Here is an 18,506-nt window from a genome sequence, read left to right as displayed (position 1 = left end):
ATGACGCTCGACGACGCGCGTGACGACTTCTCGCGGTTGCATCGGCACTTCACGTTGCATCTCGGCATCGCCGTCGGCCTCGCGTGGCTCACCGCATCTTACGCTGCGTTCTACACGCCGTGGGTCCGCAACATTCGCGCTCTGATCGAACCGATGGCCAGCTCGACCCGCGTCGAGAGCACGCTCTCCTATCTGTTCGTGATGCCGGCGGTCCTGACGCTCGCCTGGCTCTCGGTCTATTTCGGCCGCGAGACGATGCGCCGCTTCCAGACATTGCCAAACCAAGCGCACGAATTCGCCGCCGCCGCGGCTGTCGCCTTCGGCGTCTTCTATCTTTCGATCGACCGGGCCGTGGCCGCACTCCACGCCGCGTTCTGAGACTCTGCGCTCGTAGGATCGAGCCGGGCCGATAGATCGGCCCGGCTTTTTGCTGTCCGGATTCCGCTGAAGACTACTTGGCCTCGGCCTTGACCCAGAGCGGCTCGAAGCGCTGCTTGGCCATCTTGTTCTGCTCCAGACCCTTGGCCTTCTCGAGATTCTCGAGGTTCGAGCCGACGACCACCATGGCGACCATGCCCATGATGTAATGCGGCGCGCACTTGAAGCCGTAGACGCCCTCCTTCTCGAAGGTGATGGTCTCATCCTTGCCGAGCGCGCCCTTGACGGGGGCGACGCCCTCCGGCGCCATGTTCTTGATCGTCTCGACGTTGTGGCCCTTGTCGGTCGCCAGGAACTTCACCGTGTCGCCCGGTGCGACTTTTGTGAAGGCCGGATCGAAGACCATCATCCCGCCAGGGCCGTTGTTGAGCATCTTCACCGTGAACTCGGCAGCCTGAGCCGACACGCAGGTCGCTGCGAGCAGTGAGACCGCGAGAAGCGTTCTGAAGGGCGTCATCCTTTTCCTCATAATAATTCTGAAATTGACCGACGCTTACCGTCGGTCATCTCAAATAAATGTCTTCGATCAATTCATCAAATATTCTGATATACTTATTAAATTGAATAGTTATACTTCTACATGGGTTGTGAGCCTGTCCCCGGCTCGGCGGTCGGACGCCCTTTCAAACCCGAGCGGCTGCGTGTAAACGCGGGGCCTAACGATCATTCCTGCGTCAGCCGGCCTCGAACTTCGCCGACCCCTCGGCGTCGCGCGGGGGCGAATGCGCGCGGCCGCAGACATGCACGCGACCCAAGGCGAAAGATGCCGAAACGCACCGACATTTCCTCTATTCTGATCATCGGTGCGGGTCCGATCATCATCGGACAGGCTTGCGAGTTCGACTATTCCGGCACCCAGGCCTGCAAAGCGCTCCGTGAGGAGGGCTACCGCATCGTGCTGGTGAATTCGAACCCAGCAACGATCATGACCGACCCGGACATGGCCGACGCCACCTATGTCGAGCCGATCACACCGGAGATCGTCGCCAAGATCATTGAGAAAGAGCGTCCCGACGCGCTGCTTCCGACCATGGGCGGCCAGACCGCGTTGAACTGCGCGCTGTCGCTCAAGCGCATGGGCGTATTGGAGAAGTTCGGCGTCCAAATGATCGGCGCCACGGCGGAGGCCATCGATAAGGCGGAGGACCGCAATCTCTTCCGCGAGGCGATGACGAAGATCGGCCTGGAGACGCCGAAATCGGCCCTGGCCAACGCGTCTGTCGCGAAGAAGGCAGACCGCGACCGCTACCTCGCCGACAAGGCGCGCATAGAGGCTTCAAACGGCGATCCGGCTGCGCGCGAGGCCGCGCTCGCCGAGTTCGAGCGGCAATGGGCCAGCGGCGAGAGCGAGCGCCGTCGTCGTTACATCGAGCATGCCCTCGGACAGGGCCTGATTGCGCTCGCCGAGATCGGCCTGCCTGCGATCATCCGCCCGTCCTTCACCATGGGCGGCACTGGCGGCGGCATCGCCTACAACCGGGAGGAGTTCCTCGACATCGTCGAGCGCGGCGTCGACGCCTCTCCCACCAACGAGGTTCTGATCGAGGAGAGTGTGCTCGGTTGGAAGGAGTACGAGATGGAGGTTGTCCGCGATAAGGCGGATAACTGCATCATCGTGTGCTCCATCGAGAACATCGATCCGATGGGCGTCCATACCGGCGACTCCATTACAGTCGCGCCCGCGCTGACACTCACCGACAAAGAATATCAGGTGATGCGCGATGCCTCGCTCGCGGTGCTGCGCGAGATCGGCGTCGAGACTGGTGGCTCCAACGTGCAGTTCGCGATCAACCCCGAGAACGGGCGCATGATCGTGATCGAGATGAACCCGCGCGTCTCGCGCTCCTCGGCACTCGCCTCGAAGGCCACTGGCTTCCCGATCGCCAAGGTCGCCGCCAAACTCGCTGTCGGCTACACCCTCGACGAGATCGCCAACGACATCACCGGCGGCGCGACCCCGGCCTCGTTCGAGCCGACCATCGACTACGTCGTCACCAAGATCCCGCGCTTCGCCTTCGAGAAATTCCCGGGCGCAGAGCCGACCCTGACCACGGCCATGAAGTCGGTCGGCGAGGCCATGGCGATCGGGCGCTGCTTCGCGGAGTCCCTGCAGAAGGCATTGCGCTCGCTGGAGACCGGCCTCACAGGCCTCGACGAGATCGAAATCGAAGGCCTCGGCAAGGGCGACGACCACAACGCCATCAAGGCAGCCATCGGCATCCCGACGCCCGACCGCCTGCTCAAGGTGGCGCAGGCCCTGCGGCTCGGCGTCAGCCACGAGGAGGTCTTCGCCTCCTGCAAGATCGACCCGTGGTTCCTCGAGCAACTCCAGGCGATCATCGACTTGGAGGCGCGTGTGAAGGCTCACGGCCTGCCGACCACGCCCGCCGCCTTCCGCCAGCTCAAGGCTGCCGGCTTCTCCGATGCGCGGCTCGCCGTGCTGACAGGGACGGAAGAGGAGGCGGTGCGCGCCAGGCGCCGCGCGCTCGACGTCCGCCCGGTCTTCAAGCGCATCGATACCTGCGCCGCCGAGTTCAAGGCGCCGACTGCCTACATGTACTCCACCTACGTCGCGCCTTTCGCGGGCGCTGTCGCCGACGAAGCGCTGCCGAGCGACAAGAAGAAGGTGATCATCCTCGGCGGTGGTCCCAACCGGATCGGTCAGGGCATCGAGTTCGACTATTGCTGCTGTCACGCCTGCTTCGCGCTGTCGGATGCGGGCTATGAGACCATCATGGTCAACTGCAACCCGGAGACGGTCTCGACCGACTACGACACCTCGGACCGGCTCTACTTCGAGCCTCTGACCGCTGAGGACGTGCTGGAGATCATCGAGACCGAGCGACAGGCCGGCACGCTGCACGGAGTGATCGTGCAGTTCGGCGGCCAGACCCCGCTGAAGCTCGCCCGCGCGCTAGAAGCGGCAGGCGTACCGATCCTCGGCACCTCGCCTGATGCGATCGACCTCGCAGAGGACCGCGACCAGTTCAAGCGGTTGCTCGACAAGCTCGGCATGAAGCAGCCGAAGAACGGGATCGCCTATTCCGTCGAGCAGAGCCGGCTGATCGCCTCGGAGCTCGGCCTGCCGTTCGTGGTGCGGCCCTCCTACGTGCTCGGCGGCCGCGCCATGGCCATCATTCGTGATGAGGCGCAGTTCGCGGATTATCTCCTCGGCACGCTGCCGAGCCTGATTCCGTCGGACATCAAGGCACGCTACCCGAACGACAAGACCGGCCAGATCAACACGGTGCTCGGCCGGAACCCGCTGTTGTTCGACCGCTATCTGTCGGATGCGGTCGAGGTCGACGTCGATGCGGTCTGTGACGGCGAGGAGGTCTACGTCGCGGGCATCATGGAGCATATCGAGGAGGCAGGCATCCATTCAGGGGATTCCGCCTGCTCGCTGCCGCCGCGCTCTCTCTCGCCGGAAATCCTGGCGGAGTTGGAGCGGCAGACCAAGGCCATGGCGCTGGCCCTCAAGGTCGGCGGCCTGATGAACGTCCAGTACGCAATCAAGGACGGCACGATCTACGTGCTGGAGGTGAACCCCCGCGCCTCGCGCACGGTCCCCTTCGTCGCGAAGGTCATCGGCGAGCCCATCGCCAAGATCGCGGCGCGCATCATGGCCGGTGAGCGCCTGCCGAGCTTCGGCCTGCAGCCGAAGAAGCTCGATCATATCGCGGTGAAGGAAGCGGTCTTCCCCTTCGCCCGCTTCCCGGGCGTCGATGTCCTGCTCGGCCCCGAGATGCGCTCGACCGGCGAGGTAATCGGCCTTGATGGGGGCTTTGGCGTGGCCTTCGCCAAGAGCCAGCTCGGCTCGGGCACCGCAGTGCCTCGCGCGGGAACGGTCTTCGTTTCAGTCCGCGACGACGACAAGCAGCGGATTCTGCCGGCGGTAAGGGCGCTGCACGAGCTCGGGTTCGGCGTGCTGGCGACGGGGGGCACCCAGCGCTACCTCGCCGAGAACGGCATCCCGGCCGAGCGGGTGAACAAGGTGTTGGAAGGCCGCCCGCACATCGTCGATGCGATCAAGAACGGCGATGTGCAGCTCGTCTTCAACACGACGGAGGGTGCAGGAGCGCTCTCCGACTCGCGGTCTCTCCGGCGGACGGCCCTCTTGCATAAAGTGCCGTACTACACCACTCTCGCGGGTGCGATGGCGGCGGCTGAGGGAATCAAAGCCTATCTGGAGGGAGACCTCCGGGTGCGCGCATTGCAGGAATATTTCGCGGCCTGAGCCGCGACGGCGGCAGGTTCCTCAAGGTCCGGTCGCTGGGGCGGCCCGGATAATCTCGTAGTTGGCCCGGAGGGAGCGTCCGCTCCCGGCCGGGCCTCTTCAATTGCGGCGTGAGACGATGGCGATAGACAAGGTTCCGGTGACGGTGCGTGGCTTCGCGGCTATGGAAGAGGAGCTGAAGCATCGCCAGCAGGTGGAGCGTCCTCGTATCGTCGCGGCGATCTCCGAGGCGCGCGCGCATGGCGATCTTTCCGAGAACGCCGAGTATCATGCTGCCAAGGAAGCGCAGTCCCACAACGAGGGACGCGTGCTCGAACTCGAGAGCATGATCGCCCGTGCAGAGGTCATCGACGTCTCGAAGCTCTCGGGCGACCGGATCAAGTTTGGCGCCACGGTGAAGCTCGTTGACGACGACACCGAGGAAGAGAAGAGCTACCAGATCGTCGGTGAGCCCGAGGCCGACGTGCATGCCGGCCGGGTCTCGATTTCCTCGCCGATCGCCCGTGCGCTGATCGGCAAGGGCGTCGGCGACACCGTCGAGGTCACGACGCCGAATGGCGGAAAGTCCTACGAAGTGCTTGAGATCAAGTACGGCGGCTGAGGTGAGGCCGATCACGATCGCCGTGCGTACGGTCGGCGGCATCGCGGCTGCCGCCCTGCTCTGCCTGATGCTCGCGCAAGCGAGCGTGACGCAGGCCGCGTCCGGTTTCGGCCGGTTCGCCTCCGTGCGGGTCGACGTGCGGCCGTTTCTGGCTGAGGGTGGCGGAGCGCAGGCGGAAGCCCTGCGTGCCGATCTCACCCTCGCGCTGCGGCAAGCCTTCGCCGGCCGCATCGGCGGACGCGGCCCGAGCCTCGTCGTCGTCGTGCGCAGCCTGTCGCTGAATGCCTATGCCGGCAGCGGAAACAGTGGACGCGGCGGCCGTGGTGGAGGTGGCGGATCGAACGATTATCTCGACGGCGAGGCGCTGCTCGTCGGCGCGAACGGGCAGGTGCTCGCGCGCCATCCGCAACTCGCCGTTCTTCCCGCAAGCTCGGGCGGAGCCTGGTACGATCCAGCCTCCGAGCGCCGCCGCATCGCTGCCATCGCCGAGCAGTACGCCCAATGGCTCGTGCGCACGTTGCCGGCCGAATGACGGTCGAAGGCGTATTGGTGAGTGAGTCGATCCCGGATTTGTCGCGATACTCGACCTGGATCGTCACCGACGGCAAGGCCGGCGACGAAAACCAGTGTCTCGGAATCGCCGAATACCTGAAGCTTCCTTTCGAGCTGCGCCGCATCCCCCGTAGGCCGTTCAACTGGACGGCGCCTTGGGGACCACTCGACCCCCGCGATGCGCCGGGACGCGAGGGCGGGACGTTGGCTGGTCCTCTGCCGGACATCGTGATCGCGTCCGGCCGGCGCGCCGTTCCATACATGCGTGCCGTCCGGAAAGCCTCGCGCAACCGAACCTTCTCGGCCTTCCTCAAGGACCCGCGTACCGGCCACAAGGCCGCCGACTTCATCTGGGTTCCGGATTTCGACGACCTGCGCGGGCCGAACGTGTTCACAACGCTCACGGCGCCACATCAGGTCTCGCGCGAGCGGCTGCAGGCGGCACGTGCCGCGCCCGATCCGCGTCTGGCTGTCCTCCCCTGGCCGAGGGTTGCTGTCCTGGTGGGAGGCAACAGCCGCCATCTGAGCTACCGCCCGGCCGACATGAAACGGCTGGTGAAGCACCTCTCGACCCTCGCCGATGGTGGCGCGTCATTGATGTTGACCGTGTCGCGCCGCACGCCGGACGCGCTTCGGGCGGCGCTGGAGGCGCTCGTCGTGGACAAGGGCGGCTTCTATTGGGACGGCAGCGGCACCAATCCCTACGTCGCGATGCTGGCGCTTGCCGATCAGGTCGTCGTTACCTCGGATTCCGCTAACATGGTCGGCGAGGCGGCGAGCACTGGCGTTCCGCTTCTTCTGTTCGATCTGCCGAAGACATACATCCGGCACAGGCGGATGTTCGCGGGGCTTGCCATGGCCGGCGCCCTGAAGACATTCGTTGGACGGCTGGAATCCCTGCAATACGACCCGATCGATGCCACGCCTGACATCGCCGAGACGATGGCACGAGCGTTCGTCGAGCATCAACGGCGCCTCGCAACGCCGGGCGACGGCACGCGAGACCCAGTTTAAGCCCTTTCACGCGCTGACGGTTTCGGACCGGAGACGTGGATCAGGAGACGGATGAGATGGCCCATACACACGCGAAGCTCGTGATCATCGGCTCCGGGCCGGCCGGCTACACCGCGGCGATCTACGCCGCGCGGGCGCTGGTCGAGCCGCTGCTGATCTCCGGCTTCCAGCCCGGCGGGCAGCTCATGATTACGACCGATGTGGAGAACTACCCCGGCTTCGCCGACGCCATCCAGGGCCCTTGGCTCATGGAGCAGATGCGCCTCCAGGCAGAGCATGTCGGCACCAAGATCGTGTCCGAGTACATCACCGAGGTCGATCTCAAGACGCGACCGTTCCGGCTTACCGCCGATTCCGGCGAGACCTACTCCTGTGACGCGCTCATCATCGCCACCGGCGCCCAGGCCAAGTGGCTCGGTCTCCCTTCCGAGGCGAAGTTTCAGGGCTTCGGCGTTTCGGCCTGCGCAACCTGCGACGGCTTCTTCTTTCGCGGCAAGGAGGTCACGGTGATCGGCGGCGGCAATACCGCGGTCGAGGAAGCGCTCTACCTCGCCAATCTCGCGAGCAAGGTCACCGTCGTCCACCGCCGCGGCGAGTTCCGGGCGGAGCGCATCCTGCAGGAGCGCCTGTTCAAGCATCCGAACGTCGAGGTGATCTGGCACCACACCGTCGAAGAGATCTGCGGCAAGACCGAGCCGGCACCGTCCGTGACACATCTGCGCCTCAAGGACGTCCGCACCGGAGCGGTCAAGGAGCACGCCACCGAGGGCGTCTTCGTCGCCATTGGCCACCAGCCCGCCACCGCGATATTCGTGGGACAGCTACCGACACGCCATGGCGGCTATCTCACAGTGAAGCCCGGCACGACCGAGACTGAGATCCCCGGCGTCTTCGCGGCTGGCGACGTTACCGACGACGTCTACCGTCAGGCAGTGACGGCGGCGGGCATGGGCTGCATGGCCGCACTCGAGGCCGAGAAGTTCCTGGCGAACCTCGAAATCGGCGAGAATCCAACCCAGGCAGCGGCCGAATAATCCTCGGTTGCAGGTCATCGTCAGCTAAGATGTTGACACCGTGACATTCGCAACCAATTCGCAAGTCTAACAGCTTAAGCTGTTGGACGACGGTAGACGCCGGCAGCGTGAAATTCCGTCCGGCGAAGGCGTGACGGGGCTTCCCGGTACGATCCTGTCGCGAGGGATTTGGGGGCTGGCCGGACGACGCCCGGGGGTGATGGTCTGCTCGGCAGAAGCCGAACGGGGCGTGCCCCGGTATGCGTACGGGAGGCACGGCCTTGGACTGGGACAAGATCCGGATATTTCTCAACGTCGCGGAGGCTGGAAGCTTCACGCGCGCAGGCGATGACATCGGCTTGAGCCAGTCAGCGGTCAGCCGGCAGATCAGCGCGCTGGAACGTGAGTTGAAGGCGCCGCTGTTCCACCGGCATGCGCGCGGCCTGATCCTGACTGAGCAGGGCGACCTCCTGTTCCGCGCTGCGCGGGACATGAAGCTGAGGCTGGAGAATACACAGGCTCGTCTCGTCGAGACCAGCGAGCGGCCCTCGGGCGATCTGCGCGTCACCACCACGGTCGGGCTTGGCACCTCGTGGCTCGCTCAGCGCGTCTCCGAATTTCTCGATCTCTATCCGGAGGTGCGCATCGAGCTGATCCTCACCAATGAGGAACTCGATCTCGCCATGCGCGAGGCCGACATCGCCATCCGGATGCGCCGACCCGCCCAGCCGGACCTGATCCAGCGGCGGCTATTCACGGTACATTATCACGCCTTCGCCAGCGAGGATTACATCAAGCGCTTCGGCGAGCCGAAGACGCTCGACGAACTCGACGACCATCGCCTGGTCTCGTTCGGGGGTAACGAGCCGTCCTACCTGCTCGCGACCCACTATCTTGCCAGCATCGGGCGCGAGGGCCGCGAACGGCGGCCGATCAGCTTCACGGTCAACAACGTCGCGGCGCTGCACGAGGCCATGCGCGCAGGCGCCGGCATCGGCATCCTGCCGGACTACGCCATCGACGGGAACCAGAGCCTCGTCCAGATCCTGCGCGAGAGCGAGATGCCCAGCATGGAGAGCTATCTCGTCTATGCGGAGGAGATGCGCTCCGTCGCCCGTGTCCAGGCGTTCCGCGATTTCCTCGTCAACAAGGCCCAGCGCTGGGCATTCTAAAGGGCCGCGCTCGCTCGACAGGTCGCCCAGGACATGGTCGAAAGATCCCCATTCTGGGAGGATCTTCATGCGATATCTAGCGACGGTCGGTGTGCTGGCGCTATCGGCGGGGGTATTCGAGGCCCGAGCCGGCGGCTGCGAGGACGCCTGGTACCAGCGCAACGCAATTTACAAGCAGCAGGGCTACTGCTTCCGGACACCGCGCGCGATCCGCGCCTTTGGTAATGCTGGCTGCACCTACGACGCCGTCGAGGATGTGCCGCTGTCCGCTCGCCAGCGCGCGCAGGTCGCCGAGCTCAAGGCCTACGAGCAGTCCTACGGCTGCCCGCAGTAGCGACCCCTACCCGCAGGCGTCGCTGTGATCGCGTAGCGCCCGGCGCAGCACTTTGCCGACATTGGTCTTCGGCAGGCTGTCGTGAAACACGATGCGGCGGGGGACCTTGTAGCCGGTGAGTTGCTCGCGGGCATGCGCCTTCAAGGCGTCGGCCGCGATGCCCTCGCCCTTGGTGACCACATGCGCGACAACGATCTCGCCTTCCTCGGCGCGCTCGCCAACCACCGCGCATTCGAGCACGGCCGGGTGCTTGGCGAGCACATCCTCGACCTCATTCGGATAGACGTTGAAGCCCGAGACGAGGATCATGTCCTTCATCCGGTCGACGATGCGGATGAGGCCCGTCTCTGACATCGTGGCGACGTCGCCGGTGCGGAAGAACCCGTCCGGCGTCATCGCGTTGCGGGTCTCTTCCGGACGATTCCAGTAGCCCGCCATCACCTGCGGGCCGCGCACGCAGAGTTCGCCCGGTTCGCCGTAAGGCAGGTCCTTCCCCTCGGCGCTGCGGATGACGACCTCGGTCGACGGGACCGGGTAGCCGATCGTGCCGGACCATTCCTGCAGGTCGACGGGATTGATTGAGACGACCGGCGACGTCTCCGACAGGCCATAACCCTCGATCAGGGCTTTGCCTGTGGCCGCCTTCCATTTCGCGGCGACTGCCGCCTGAACCGCCATGCCGCCCGCGATGTGGTAGCCGTCGGAACCGGAGAAATCGACCGTGTGCAGCTTCGGGTGGTTGAGCAGCAGGTTGAACAGGGTGTTCACGCCCGACAGATGCGTGAATTTGCTCGTGGCCAGAGTCTTCACGAAGCCGTCGACGTCGCGCGGGTTGGCGATGAGCAGACAGCACCCGCCTATGTCGAGAAAGAAGAAGAAACAGGCCGTCAGCGCGAAGATGTGGTAGAGCGGCAGCGCTGTGACCATGGTGCGGCTCTGGCCGTCATCACCCGAAACTTGGAACCACAGCCGGCTCTGCTCGACATTGGCCACGATGTTGCGGTGGGTGAGCATTGCCGCCTTCGCGACGCCGGTCGTGCCGCCGGTATATTGCAGAAACGCGAGATCATTCGGCGACACCGCGACCCGGTGCGGCGGCAGCTTGCGACCGGCGCGCAGCACCGCATTGAACCGCGTTGTGATCTTCGGCGGAAGTTCGAAGACGGGCACCGCGCGTTTCACGTAGCGTGAGGCGAAGTCGATCACCTTGCCCTTGAGCCCAAGGCAGTCGCCTGGGCCGACGAGAACCACGCGCTCCAGCCGCGGCAGCATCGGCAGCGCCTCGGCGACGGTGTGCGCGAAGTTTTCCAGCACGAACAGCACCCGCGCGCCCGAATCCTCGAGCTGCCCGATCAGCTCACGCGGCGTGTAGAGCGGGTTGACGTTGACGGCCGTGCAGCCGGCGGTGAGCACACCGATCAGGGCAGCCGGATAGGCCGCGACGTTGGGCATCATCAGCGCGACGCGGTCGCCTTTGGCCAATCCCTGCGACCCGAGCCACGCCGAGACGCTTGCCGCGAAAGCGCCGAGCTCGCGGTAGCTGACGCTATTGCCGAAGCTGATCAGCGCGGGCCGCTCCGCGTAGGCCCTAGTGCTGCGATCGATGAGATCGACCAGAGTACCGAGCCGTTCGACATCGATCTCGGCCGGCACCGCGGGCGGATAGGCCGCCAGCCATGGGCGCGCACGGATACGGTCCCCGGCCACTGGGTCGGCCATTTCGTTCTCCCTGCGCCGAGCCTTGTTGCGGCTCGTACGGCTGCCTGCCTCGCCCCCAGGCTTAGCGGGATCGGCCAGGGGCGATCAACCCGCAGTGCGCGCCGATGAACTGGCTCGCGCAGCGGAGATCAGTGCGTGGGGCAGGAATGCCACCACGAGGCAAGCTGCAACGAGCAGGGTATCGCTCGCGTCGAGCGGCCGGCGCGGCCATGGCCCGAGGCCGATCGTGCGGGCGAAGCCGAGCACGGCAAGCGCGTACCAGAGCGCCAGAAACCGCACGGCCACGCTGCCGAGTGCCCGCACGAAGCGGCGGAGCCGGGCCAGGCGCTCACGCGGTGGCTGCCCGGCGATCACCACGCCGAGCCCCATGGCGAGGCCGAAGGTGATGGCAGCGACAGCCGCGCCGAGCGCGTAGGCGGCGGCCATCGGCATCTGGTTGAGGAAGGCCATGCCCCCCGTCATGAAGCCGCCGCGCAGGACGAGGCCGCCAAAGGTCGGATGCAGGCTCAGCGCCAGGACCAGCGCGAGGCCGGCGAGCGCTCCCAGGATACGCCGCAGCACTGTCGACGGCCCGGGAGCGAGCGCGACGGCGAGGACCCGCGCCAGCGCGTAGACGATCGCGAAGGCGAACAGCGGGTAGTGGTCGAGGAAGAAGCCGTAGAAGCGGGTCCCGATCTCCGCCGGGACCGGCGTGCTCTGATCGAATCCGGTCAGAAACGCAGCGAACAGCGCGGCGAGTGCGGCGGCGGGCGGCGCCGCCGCGACGAGAATTCCTGGACGGCTCACGCTTCGTAGGTGTCGCGCACCAGCCGGTCGAGCAACCGCACGCCCCAGCCTGCGCCCCAACTCCGGTTGATCTCGCTCGGGGTCGAGCTCATGCCGACGCCTGCAATGTCGAGATGCGCCCAGGGCGTCTCGCCAACGTAGCGTTTGATGAAGGCCGCGGCGGTGGCCGCGCCGCCGTGGCGTCCGCCGGTGTTCTTCATGTCGGCGAACTTCGAGTCGATCGCCTTGTCGAAGGCCGGGATCAGCGGCATGCGCCAGACCTTCTCGCCAGCCGCTTCGCCAGCCGCGGTAATCGCTGCGGAGAGCTCGTCGTCGTTCGAGAACAGGCCTGCGATCTCCTGGCCGAGGGCGACGATGATCGCGCCCGTGAGCGTCGCGAGATCGATGATCGCCTTCGGCTTATAGGCCTGGTTCACGTGGTAGATGACGTCGGCGAGGACGAGCCGGCCCTCGGCATCGGTGTTGATGACCTCGATGGTCTGGCCGGACATCGATGTGACGATGTCGGACGGGCGGTAGGAATTGCCGTCGGGCATGTTCTCGACGATGCCGATGGCACCGATCACGTTGACCTTGGCACCCCGCGCGGCGAGCGCGTGGATGGTCCCGACGACGGCGGCTGAGCCGCCCATGTCGCCCTTCATGTCCTCCATGCCGCCGGCGGACTTGATCGAGACGCCGCCGGAATCGAACACCACGCCCTTGCCGACCAGCGCCAGCGGAGGTGCGGATTTATCGGCCGCGCCGTTCCAGCGCATCACGACGATGCGCGGCTCGCGACCCGAGCCCTGGGCCACGGCGAGCAGCGCGCCCATGCCGAGCTCGCGCATCTTGGCGACGTCGAGAACCTCGACCTCGACGCCGAGCTTGGTTAGCTCCGAGGCGCGGCGGGCGTATTCTTCCGGATAGAGGACGTTCGGCGGCTCGTTGACGAGGTTGCGGGCGAGGATGACGCCGTCAGCGACGGCCCGGGCGGTGTCGGCCGCTTTTTCGGCCGCGGCCGGATCGGCACTCAGCACGGTGAGCTGCGTCGTGCGATCATCCTCGGTCTCAGGCTTCTTCTTGGTCTTGTAGCGGTCGAAGCTGTAGCTGCGTAGGCGCGCGCCGAGGGTGAAGTCAGCGATATCCTGTGCCGTGGCCTCGCTGCCCGGCCAGTCCAGGGCGACGCGGGCCGTGCGGCCGCCGATCTTGCCCGTCGTGAAGCCGCCCAGCGTCACGTAGTCGATCTTGGCACGGTCCTTCGCGGAGCCGAGGCCGACGACGACCAGGCGGTCCGCCGCTACGCCGGCCGGTGCGGGCAGCGTCAGCGCGGTCTGCGACTTGCCCTTGAAGCGCTCGCTGGCCGCGGCGCGTGCCACAAGCTCGACGCCGGCGCCGCCGATCAGGTCCGATGCGGCCGGCGAGAGCGCGAGGTCGTCGCCGACGAAGACGACGAGGTCGCCGGAGCCCTTCGAAGACAGGGGTTGAAAGGCGATTCCGATACCATCCGCCATCTTATAAGCTTTCCGACCCTCTTGCCTTCGGGCTGCCATTCGCCCGATCACGAGCGGCGCCCACGGCCTTGTGTACCCTGTGATGCGCAGAACGCAACGCGACGGAGCAGCGCCGTGAAACGGCCCAACTCGGGGTATCTGAGCCGTAAATTCCGCGTCGGGCGGCCATTCGGAAAACCCGCGGTGAGAGCGGCTTGGCGCGACGGGCAATGACCCATATCGAGCGTTACATCTTCAGGATCACACTCGGTGCCTTCCTCGCCTGCCTGATCGGACTCACGGGGACGATCTGGGTAACACAGGCCCTACGCGAGCTCGACCTCGTTACGGCGAAGGGTCAGACGCTCCTGATCTTCCTGCTCATCACCGGCCTGTCGCTGCCGACCCTGATCACGGTGATTGCGCCCGTGGCGCTGTTCATCGCGGTGATTTACGCTCTGAACAAGCTGAACGGTGACTCGGAGCTGATCGTCATGTCGGCCGCCGGGATGGCGCCGCGGCAGATCCTCAAGCCATTCTTCACCCTGGCCATGGCGGTCAGCGTGATGGTCGCGTTCCTCACCATCCAGGTCATGCCCTCCTCGTTCCAGGAGCTGCGCGACGTGCTCACGCGCGTGCGCGGCGACTTCGTCGCGAATGTCGTGAAGGAGGGCCAGTTCACCTCACTCGACAGCGGCATCACGTTCCACTTCCGCGAACGCGGACGCGACGGCTCGCTCAACGGCCTGTTCATCCAGGACAAGCGCGAGGCGGGGAAGACCGTCGTCTATCTCGCCGAGAAGGGCGTGGTCACCGACTATGACGGGCAGACCTACCTGACGCTCACCAACGGCAGCGTGCACCGCCAGCAGAAGGATTCGCGCGATTCCTCGATAGTGACTTTCGAGCGCTACGCAGTCGACCTCGCCGCCTTCTCTCCGCCCGACGGTGACGTCATCTACAAGCCGCGCGAGCGCTCGACCTCGCAGCTGCTTTTCCCCGATACGTCGGAGAACCTGTACAAGCTGCAAAAGGGCCGTTTCCGGGCCGAGCTGCATGACAGGCTGTCCGCCTGGCTTTATCCGATCGCGCTCGCGCTGATCGCTTTTGCGGCATTGGGTGATCCGCGCACCACGCGCCAGGGCCGCGGCCTGGCCATGGCCGGCGCGGTCACTGCGGTGGTTGCTTTCCGCATCGCCGGCTTCGCGGCCTCGAGCGCCGCCGTACGAAGCCAGGGCGCCGTCATCGCGATCTATGCCGTCCCGCTCCTCGCCGCCGGCTTGTCTTGCCTCCTGATCTTCCAGGGCGCGCGGGTCCGCGCCGCGAACGCTGCCATCGCTCGTGTCGCGAAGGACCGGCTTGCCGGCCTGCTGCGGCGCCCGCGTCTCGGTACGGGCTGAGCGCCGCGATGCTGATCGGGCCAACGCTGGGGCGCTACTTCGCCCTACGCTTCGTGCGCACCATCCTTGGTGTGTTCGTCACCGTATTCGCGCTCGTTTACACACTCGACTTCGTCGAGTTGCTGCGGCGCGCCGGTGACGCCGAGGGTGCCTCGCCCGGGTTGATGGCGAAGCTCGCCTTCTATCGCACGCCCGCCGTAGCCGAAGGCGTGCTGCCCTTCGCGGTCCTGTTCGGATCGATGGCGGCGCTGCTGCAGCTCTCGCGCAAGCTGGAACTGGTGGTGGCGCGGGCGGCCGGCATCTCGGCCTGGCAGTTCCTGCAGCCCGGCCTGTTCGTAGCGCTCGGCATCGGCGTCGTCTCGATCGGGATCTACAACCCGATATCGGCTGTGATGAAGCAGCGCTCCACCGAGATCGAGGCGAAAATTTTTGCCAGGACGAAGAAGGTGGGGTCCGGCAAGGATCTCTGGCTGCGCCAGCGCGGCCTAGACGGTGAGGCGATCATCCGCGCCGAGACGGCAGTGGAGGGCACGACCACGCTTGCCGGCGTCACGGTCTTCACCTTCAGCCACAGCGGCATCTTCGAGTCGCAGATCGAGGCCGCCCGCGCGATCCTGCATGATGGGTACTGGGAATTGCAGGATACGCGCGTACTCGCGAAGGACGAGCCCCCGGAGAATTTCGACACGTACCTGATCGCGTCGAGTCTCGACCCGAGCCAGGTGCGGCAACGCTTCACACCACCGGAATCTGTGCCCTTCTGGCAACTGCAGGAGACGATCGCACGCACAGAGCGGTCCGGTTTGGACGCCACCCGATACCGACTCCAGTACGATGTCCTGACTGCCCGTCCGCTGCTGTTTTTGGCAATGGTGCTAGTCGCAGCAACGGTTTCCTTAAGGTTCTTCCGCTTTGGTGGAGTGGGAAAACTGGTGCTCGGCGGAGTGGCTGCAGGCTTCCTTCTCTACGTGGTCCGACAGGTCACGGAAGGGTTGGGAGCCTCGGGTTTGATCACTCCGCCAGTGGCGGCGTGGTTCCCGGCCGTGGTAGGGAGTCTGCTCGGTACGCTCACGCTTCTCTACCAGGAAGACGGCTAGGCCCGCCTTCAGGTTCGAGATGCAGCTGCGACCGGGAAAAGGTTTTGGAGACCCGTTGCGTAAGGTCGCCGACATCACGGTCCAGGCCGGTTTGGCCCTGCTTCTGCTCACCGGTGCGATCACCACCGGGGCTTCGCAGGCGCTTGCCCAGAGTGCGTTGGAGAACAAGCTCGCTGCGGCCTCGAAGCCGAAGGGGAATGAGCGTCTGCTCGTGGAAGCCGCCGAGCTGATCTACGACAACGACAACAACACCGTGACCGCGCGAGGCAATGCGGAGCTGCATTACGGTTCCCGCACGCTTCAGGCCGACCGCGTCCGCTACGACCGCACCACCAGCCGCGTTTTCGCCGAGGGCAATGTCCGACTCACGGACGAGACCGGCTCGGTCGTCACCGGCGAGCGGATGGAGCTGACCGACGATTTCAAGAGCGGGTTCATCGACAGCCTGCGCATCCAGACGACGGTGCAGTCGAAGGGTCAGCCGCTACGCACCCGCATCTCGGCGCCCCGCGCCGAGCGGATCGGCGGCGAGCAGACCAGCTTCGACTACGCGACCTACACGGCCTGCGAGCCCTGTAAGGACCACCCGGAACGACCGCCGCTCTGGCAGATCAAGGCGGCCAAGATCATCCAGAACAGCGAGACGCATACGATCTACTACGAGGACTCGAGCCTCGAGATCGGTGGCATCCCGGTGGCCTATCTGCCGTATTTCGAGTCGGCCGACCCGTCGGTGAAGCGCAAGACCGGCTTCCTGACGCCGCGCTTCATCACCTCGACGGCGATCGGCACCGGCGCAGGCATCCCGTATTTCATCAATCTCGACCCGAGCTACGATCTGACGATCACGCCGACCTTCGTCAGCCGACAGGGGCTCCTCGGGCAGGCCGAGTACCGCCAGCGCTTCGACACCGGCCAGTTCAGCATTCGCCTGTCCGGCATTTCGCAGACGACGCCGAGCGCCTTTCTGCCGAGCCCGCTCGGCGCGGCCGATCGCGACTTCCGCGGCTCCGTCGAATCGAAGGGCCGCTTCTACATCAACGACCGCTGGCGGATGGGCTGGGACGTCGTCGGCGTGACCGACAAATGGTTCCTGGACAACTACCGTATCCGCAACCAGAGCGTGACCACCGACTTCTTCCGCGAGGCGGTGTCGACGGCCTACCTGATCGGCCAGGGCGACCGGTCCTGGTTCGAGGCGCGCGGCTATTACTTCAAGTCCCTATCGAGCTTCGACTGGCAAAAGGAGCAGCCGGTCGTTGCCCCGGTCATCGACTACGACAAGCGGATCAACGGGCCGGGCGTGCTTGGCGGCGAGCTGCGCCTCCAGACGAACCTCACGAGCCTGACCCGCGACGCCACGGACTTCCAGGGCATCCCACGGACCACGGCTTACGTGTTCTCGCCAACCGTCGGCGGCCTCAACTATCCGCTCTACGAGACCTGCAGCACCTTCACCCGCAGCACCTGCCTCGTGCGCGGTCTCGCCGGAACCGATACGCGCCTGTCCGCTCAGGCCTCCTGGCGCCGCACCTTCATCGACGATTACGGAATGGCGTGGACGCCGTTCACCTACCTGCGGGCGGACTCGTTCTTCGTCAGCCCGAGCCTGTCGGGCTACCAGAACGCCAACGTCAGCAGCATCGCCTCAGTCAATGATGGTGCCGTCAGCCGGGTCATGCCGGCCATCGGCATCGACTGGCGTTACCCCTTCGTCTCCGATTTCGGCGCGCTCGGCGTCCACACCATCGAGCCGATCGGCCAAGTGATCGTACGGCCGAGCGAGACGCGGATCGGCCGCCTGCCGAACGAGGACGCGCAGAGCCTCGTCTTCGACGACACCTCGCTGTTCGAGTGGGACAAGTTCTCCGGCTACGACCGGGTCGAGGGCGGCGTTCGCGCCAATGTCGGCGGCCAGTACTCGGTGGTCACGCCCTCGGGCTGGTACGCCAACCTGATGGCCGGCGAATCGATCGCCATTGCCGGGGTGAACTCCTTCCGGCGCGGCGACATCGCCAATGTCGGCCTCGATTCCGGCCTGGAGAACCAATATTCCGACTTCGTCGGGCGGGCCCAGGTCTCGCCGAACAAGAACATCAGCTTCATCGCCCGCACCCGGCTGGCGCAGAACGATTTCAGCCTGAACCGCTTCGAGGCTGGCATCATCGCGCGCTTCGCGCCGTTCCTGCCGCTCGATACCTCGGTGTTCTACTCCTATTACGGTGCGCAGCCGGCGCTCGGCTTCAATCATCGCCGTGAGGGCGTCACCGCGTCGGCGACCTATCACATCACGCCGAACTGGTTCGTCTCGGGCTCGGTGCTATTCGATCTGACCCGCTACCTCGACAACCGCGACTTCTACAACGACGCCCTGACCTCGTACCTGGCCAATCCTGTTGGGCCGCCCCCGGTCTATACGCCGGGCGACCGCTTCTTCATGACCGGCCTCAGCCTGGGCGGCGGCTATCAGGATGAATGCACGACGGTCTCGCTGAACTACATCAACTCGCCGATCGCCACGGCGCTCGGCACGCGCGAGAAGAACCAGACCGTGCTCCTGCGGATCGAACTGAAGACGCTGGGCGAGGCGGATCTGAAGCAGAACGTCAACACGGTCACCACGGCCGACGGCATCTCGGCGGTGCGTTGACCGCGAGAGTGCTGTAAACGT

The 18,506-nt window shown here is 65.5% G+C and carries 15 protein-coding genes; 11 read left to right on the top strand and 4 right to left on the bottom strand.

The window, feature by feature from the left end; genetic code table 11:
• Positions 1 to 378 (top strand): hypothetical protein, encoded by a 378-nt coding sequence (locus tag MGN01_RS09450; protein ID WP_147046356.1) that lies wholly within the window; start codon positions 1 to 3, stop codon positions 376 to 378.
• Between the two features lie 73 nt (positions 379 to 451).
• Here the strand turns inward: MGN01_RS09450 and MGN01_RS09445 are convergent, their stop codons facing one another.
• Positions 452 to 895 (bottom strand): pseudoazurin, encoded by a 444-nt coding sequence (locus MGN01_RS09445; RefSeq protein ID WP_147046355.1) that lies wholly within the window; start codon positions 893 to 895, stop codon positions 452 to 454.
• 306 nt (positions 896 to 1,201) lie between these two features.
• Here MGN01_RS09445 and carB point away from each other — a divergent pair, with 306 nt between their 5' ends.
• From carB to MGN01_RS09410, 7 genes are all read left to right on the top strand, one after another.
• Positions 1,202 to 4,675, top strand: coding sequence for a carbamoyl-phosphate synthase large subunit (gene carB, locus MGN01_RS09440; RefSeq protein WP_147046354.1), 3,474 nt, complete (start codon positions 1,202 to 1,204; stop codon positions 4,673 to 4,675).
• 124 nt (positions 4,676 to 4,799) lie between these two features.
• A complete protein-coding gene (gene greA, locus MGN01_RS09435; protein WP_174804575.1) occupies positions 4,800 to 5,276 on the top strand; it encodes a transcription elongation factor GreA in 477 nt (158 codons plus the stop codon).
• Positions 5,277 to 5,343: 67 nt separating this feature from the next.
• A complete protein-coding gene (locus MGN01_RS09430) occupies positions 5,344 to 5,808 on the top strand; it encodes a hypothetical protein (RefSeq protein WP_147046438.1) in 465 nt (154 codons plus the stop codon).
• A 17-nt stretch (positions 5,809 to 5,825) separates the two neighbouring features.
• Positions 5,826 to 6,842: a mitochondrial fission ELM1 family protein gene (locus MGN01_RS09425; protein ID WP_373319146.1), complete on the top strand. Its 1,017-nt coding sequence runs from the start codon at positions 5,826 to 5,828 to the stop codon at positions 6,840 to 6,842.
• 56 nt (positions 6,843 to 6,898) lie between these two features.
• Complete coding sequence (trxB, locus tag MGN01_RS09420; protein ID WP_147046351.1) at positions 6,899 to 7,876, top strand: thioredoxin-disulfide reductase; 978 nt, start codon at positions 6,899 to 6,901, stop codon at positions 7,874 to 7,876.
• A 260-nt stretch (positions 7,877 to 8,136) separates the two neighbouring features.
• A complete protein-coding gene (locus MGN01_RS09415; RefSeq protein ID WP_147046350.1) occupies positions 8,137 to 9,027 on the top strand; it encodes a LysR family transcriptional regulator in 891 nt (296 codons plus the stop codon).
• A gap of 67 nt (positions 9,028 to 9,094) precedes the next feature.
• Positions 9,095 to 9,361, top strand: coding sequence for a YARHG domain-containing protein (locus MGN01_RS09410; RefSeq protein ID WP_147046349.1), 267 nt, complete (start codon positions 9,095 to 9,097; stop codon positions 9,359 to 9,361).
• A 6-nt stretch (positions 9,362 to 9,367) separates the two neighbouring features.
• Here the strand turns inward: MGN01_RS09410 and MGN01_RS09405 are convergent, their stop codons facing one another.
• The 3 genes from MGN01_RS09405 to MGN01_RS09395 all read right to left on the bottom strand — a co-directional run bounded on the left by MGN01_RS09405 (position 9,368) and on the right by MGN01_RS09395 (position 13,359).
• Positions 9,368 to 11,080 carry an AMP-binding protein gene (locus MGN01_RS09405; RefSeq protein WP_238257625.1) on the bottom strand — a complete coding sequence of 571 codons (1,713 nt, stop codon included), beginning with the start codon at positions 11,078 to 11,080 and terminating at the stop codon, positions 9,368 to 9,370.
• An 84-nt stretch (positions 11,081 to 11,164) separates the two neighbouring features.
• On the bottom strand, positions 11,165 to 11,866 hold the full coding sequence (locus tag MGN01_RS09400) for a hypothetical protein (RefSeq protein WP_170245921.1): 702 nt from the start codon (positions 11,864 to 11,866) through the stop codon (positions 11,165 to 11,167).
• Complete coding sequence (locus tag MGN01_RS09395; RefSeq protein WP_147046347.1) at positions 11,863 to 13,359, bottom strand: leucyl aminopeptidase; 1,497 nt, start codon at positions 13,357 to 13,359, stop codon at positions 11,863 to 11,865. Before MGN01_RS09395 ends, MGN01_RS09400 begins: the two co-directional genes overlap by 4 nt.
• A 209-nt stretch (positions 13,360 to 13,568) precedes the next feature.
• Here MGN01_RS09395 and lptF point away from each other — a divergent pair, with 209 nt between their 5' ends.
• From lptF to MGN01_RS09380, 3 genes are read left to right on the top strand one after another with little or no spacing between them, the layout of a single operon-like run.
• The gene (lptF, locus tag MGN01_RS09390) at positions 13,569 to 14,738 is read left to right on the top strand and encodes an LPS export ABC transporter permease LptF (RefSeq protein WP_147046346.1); all 1,170 of its coding nucleotides are present in this window, start codon (positions 13,569 to 13,571) and stop codon (positions 14,736 to 14,738) included.
• Between the two features lie 8 nt (positions 14,739 to 14,746).
• Positions 14,747 to 15,835 carry an LPS export ABC transporter permease LptG gene (gene lptG / locus MGN01_RS09385; protein ID WP_147046345.1) on the top strand — a complete coding sequence of 363 codons (1,089 nt, stop codon included), beginning with the start codon at positions 14,747 to 14,749 and terminating at the stop codon, positions 15,833 to 15,835.
• Between the two features lie 55 nt (positions 15,836 to 15,890).
• Complete coding sequence (locus MGN01_RS09380; protein ID WP_373319147.1) at positions 15,891 to 18,485, top strand: LPS-assembly protein LptD; 2,595 nt, start codon at positions 15,891 to 15,893, stop codon at positions 18,483 to 18,485.
• Positions 18,486 to 18,506: the final 21 nt, after the last annotated feature.

It is taken from the genome of Methylobacterium gnaphalii, from assembly GCF_007992215.1.
Taxonomy (GTDB): Bacteria; Pseudomonadota; Alphaproteobacteria; order Rhizobiales; family Beijerinckiaceae; genus Methylobacterium; species Methylobacterium gnaphalii.
The sequence above is the reverse complement of the archived record's forward strand: the minus strand, read 5'-3'. Positions and strand labels throughout refer to the sequence as shown.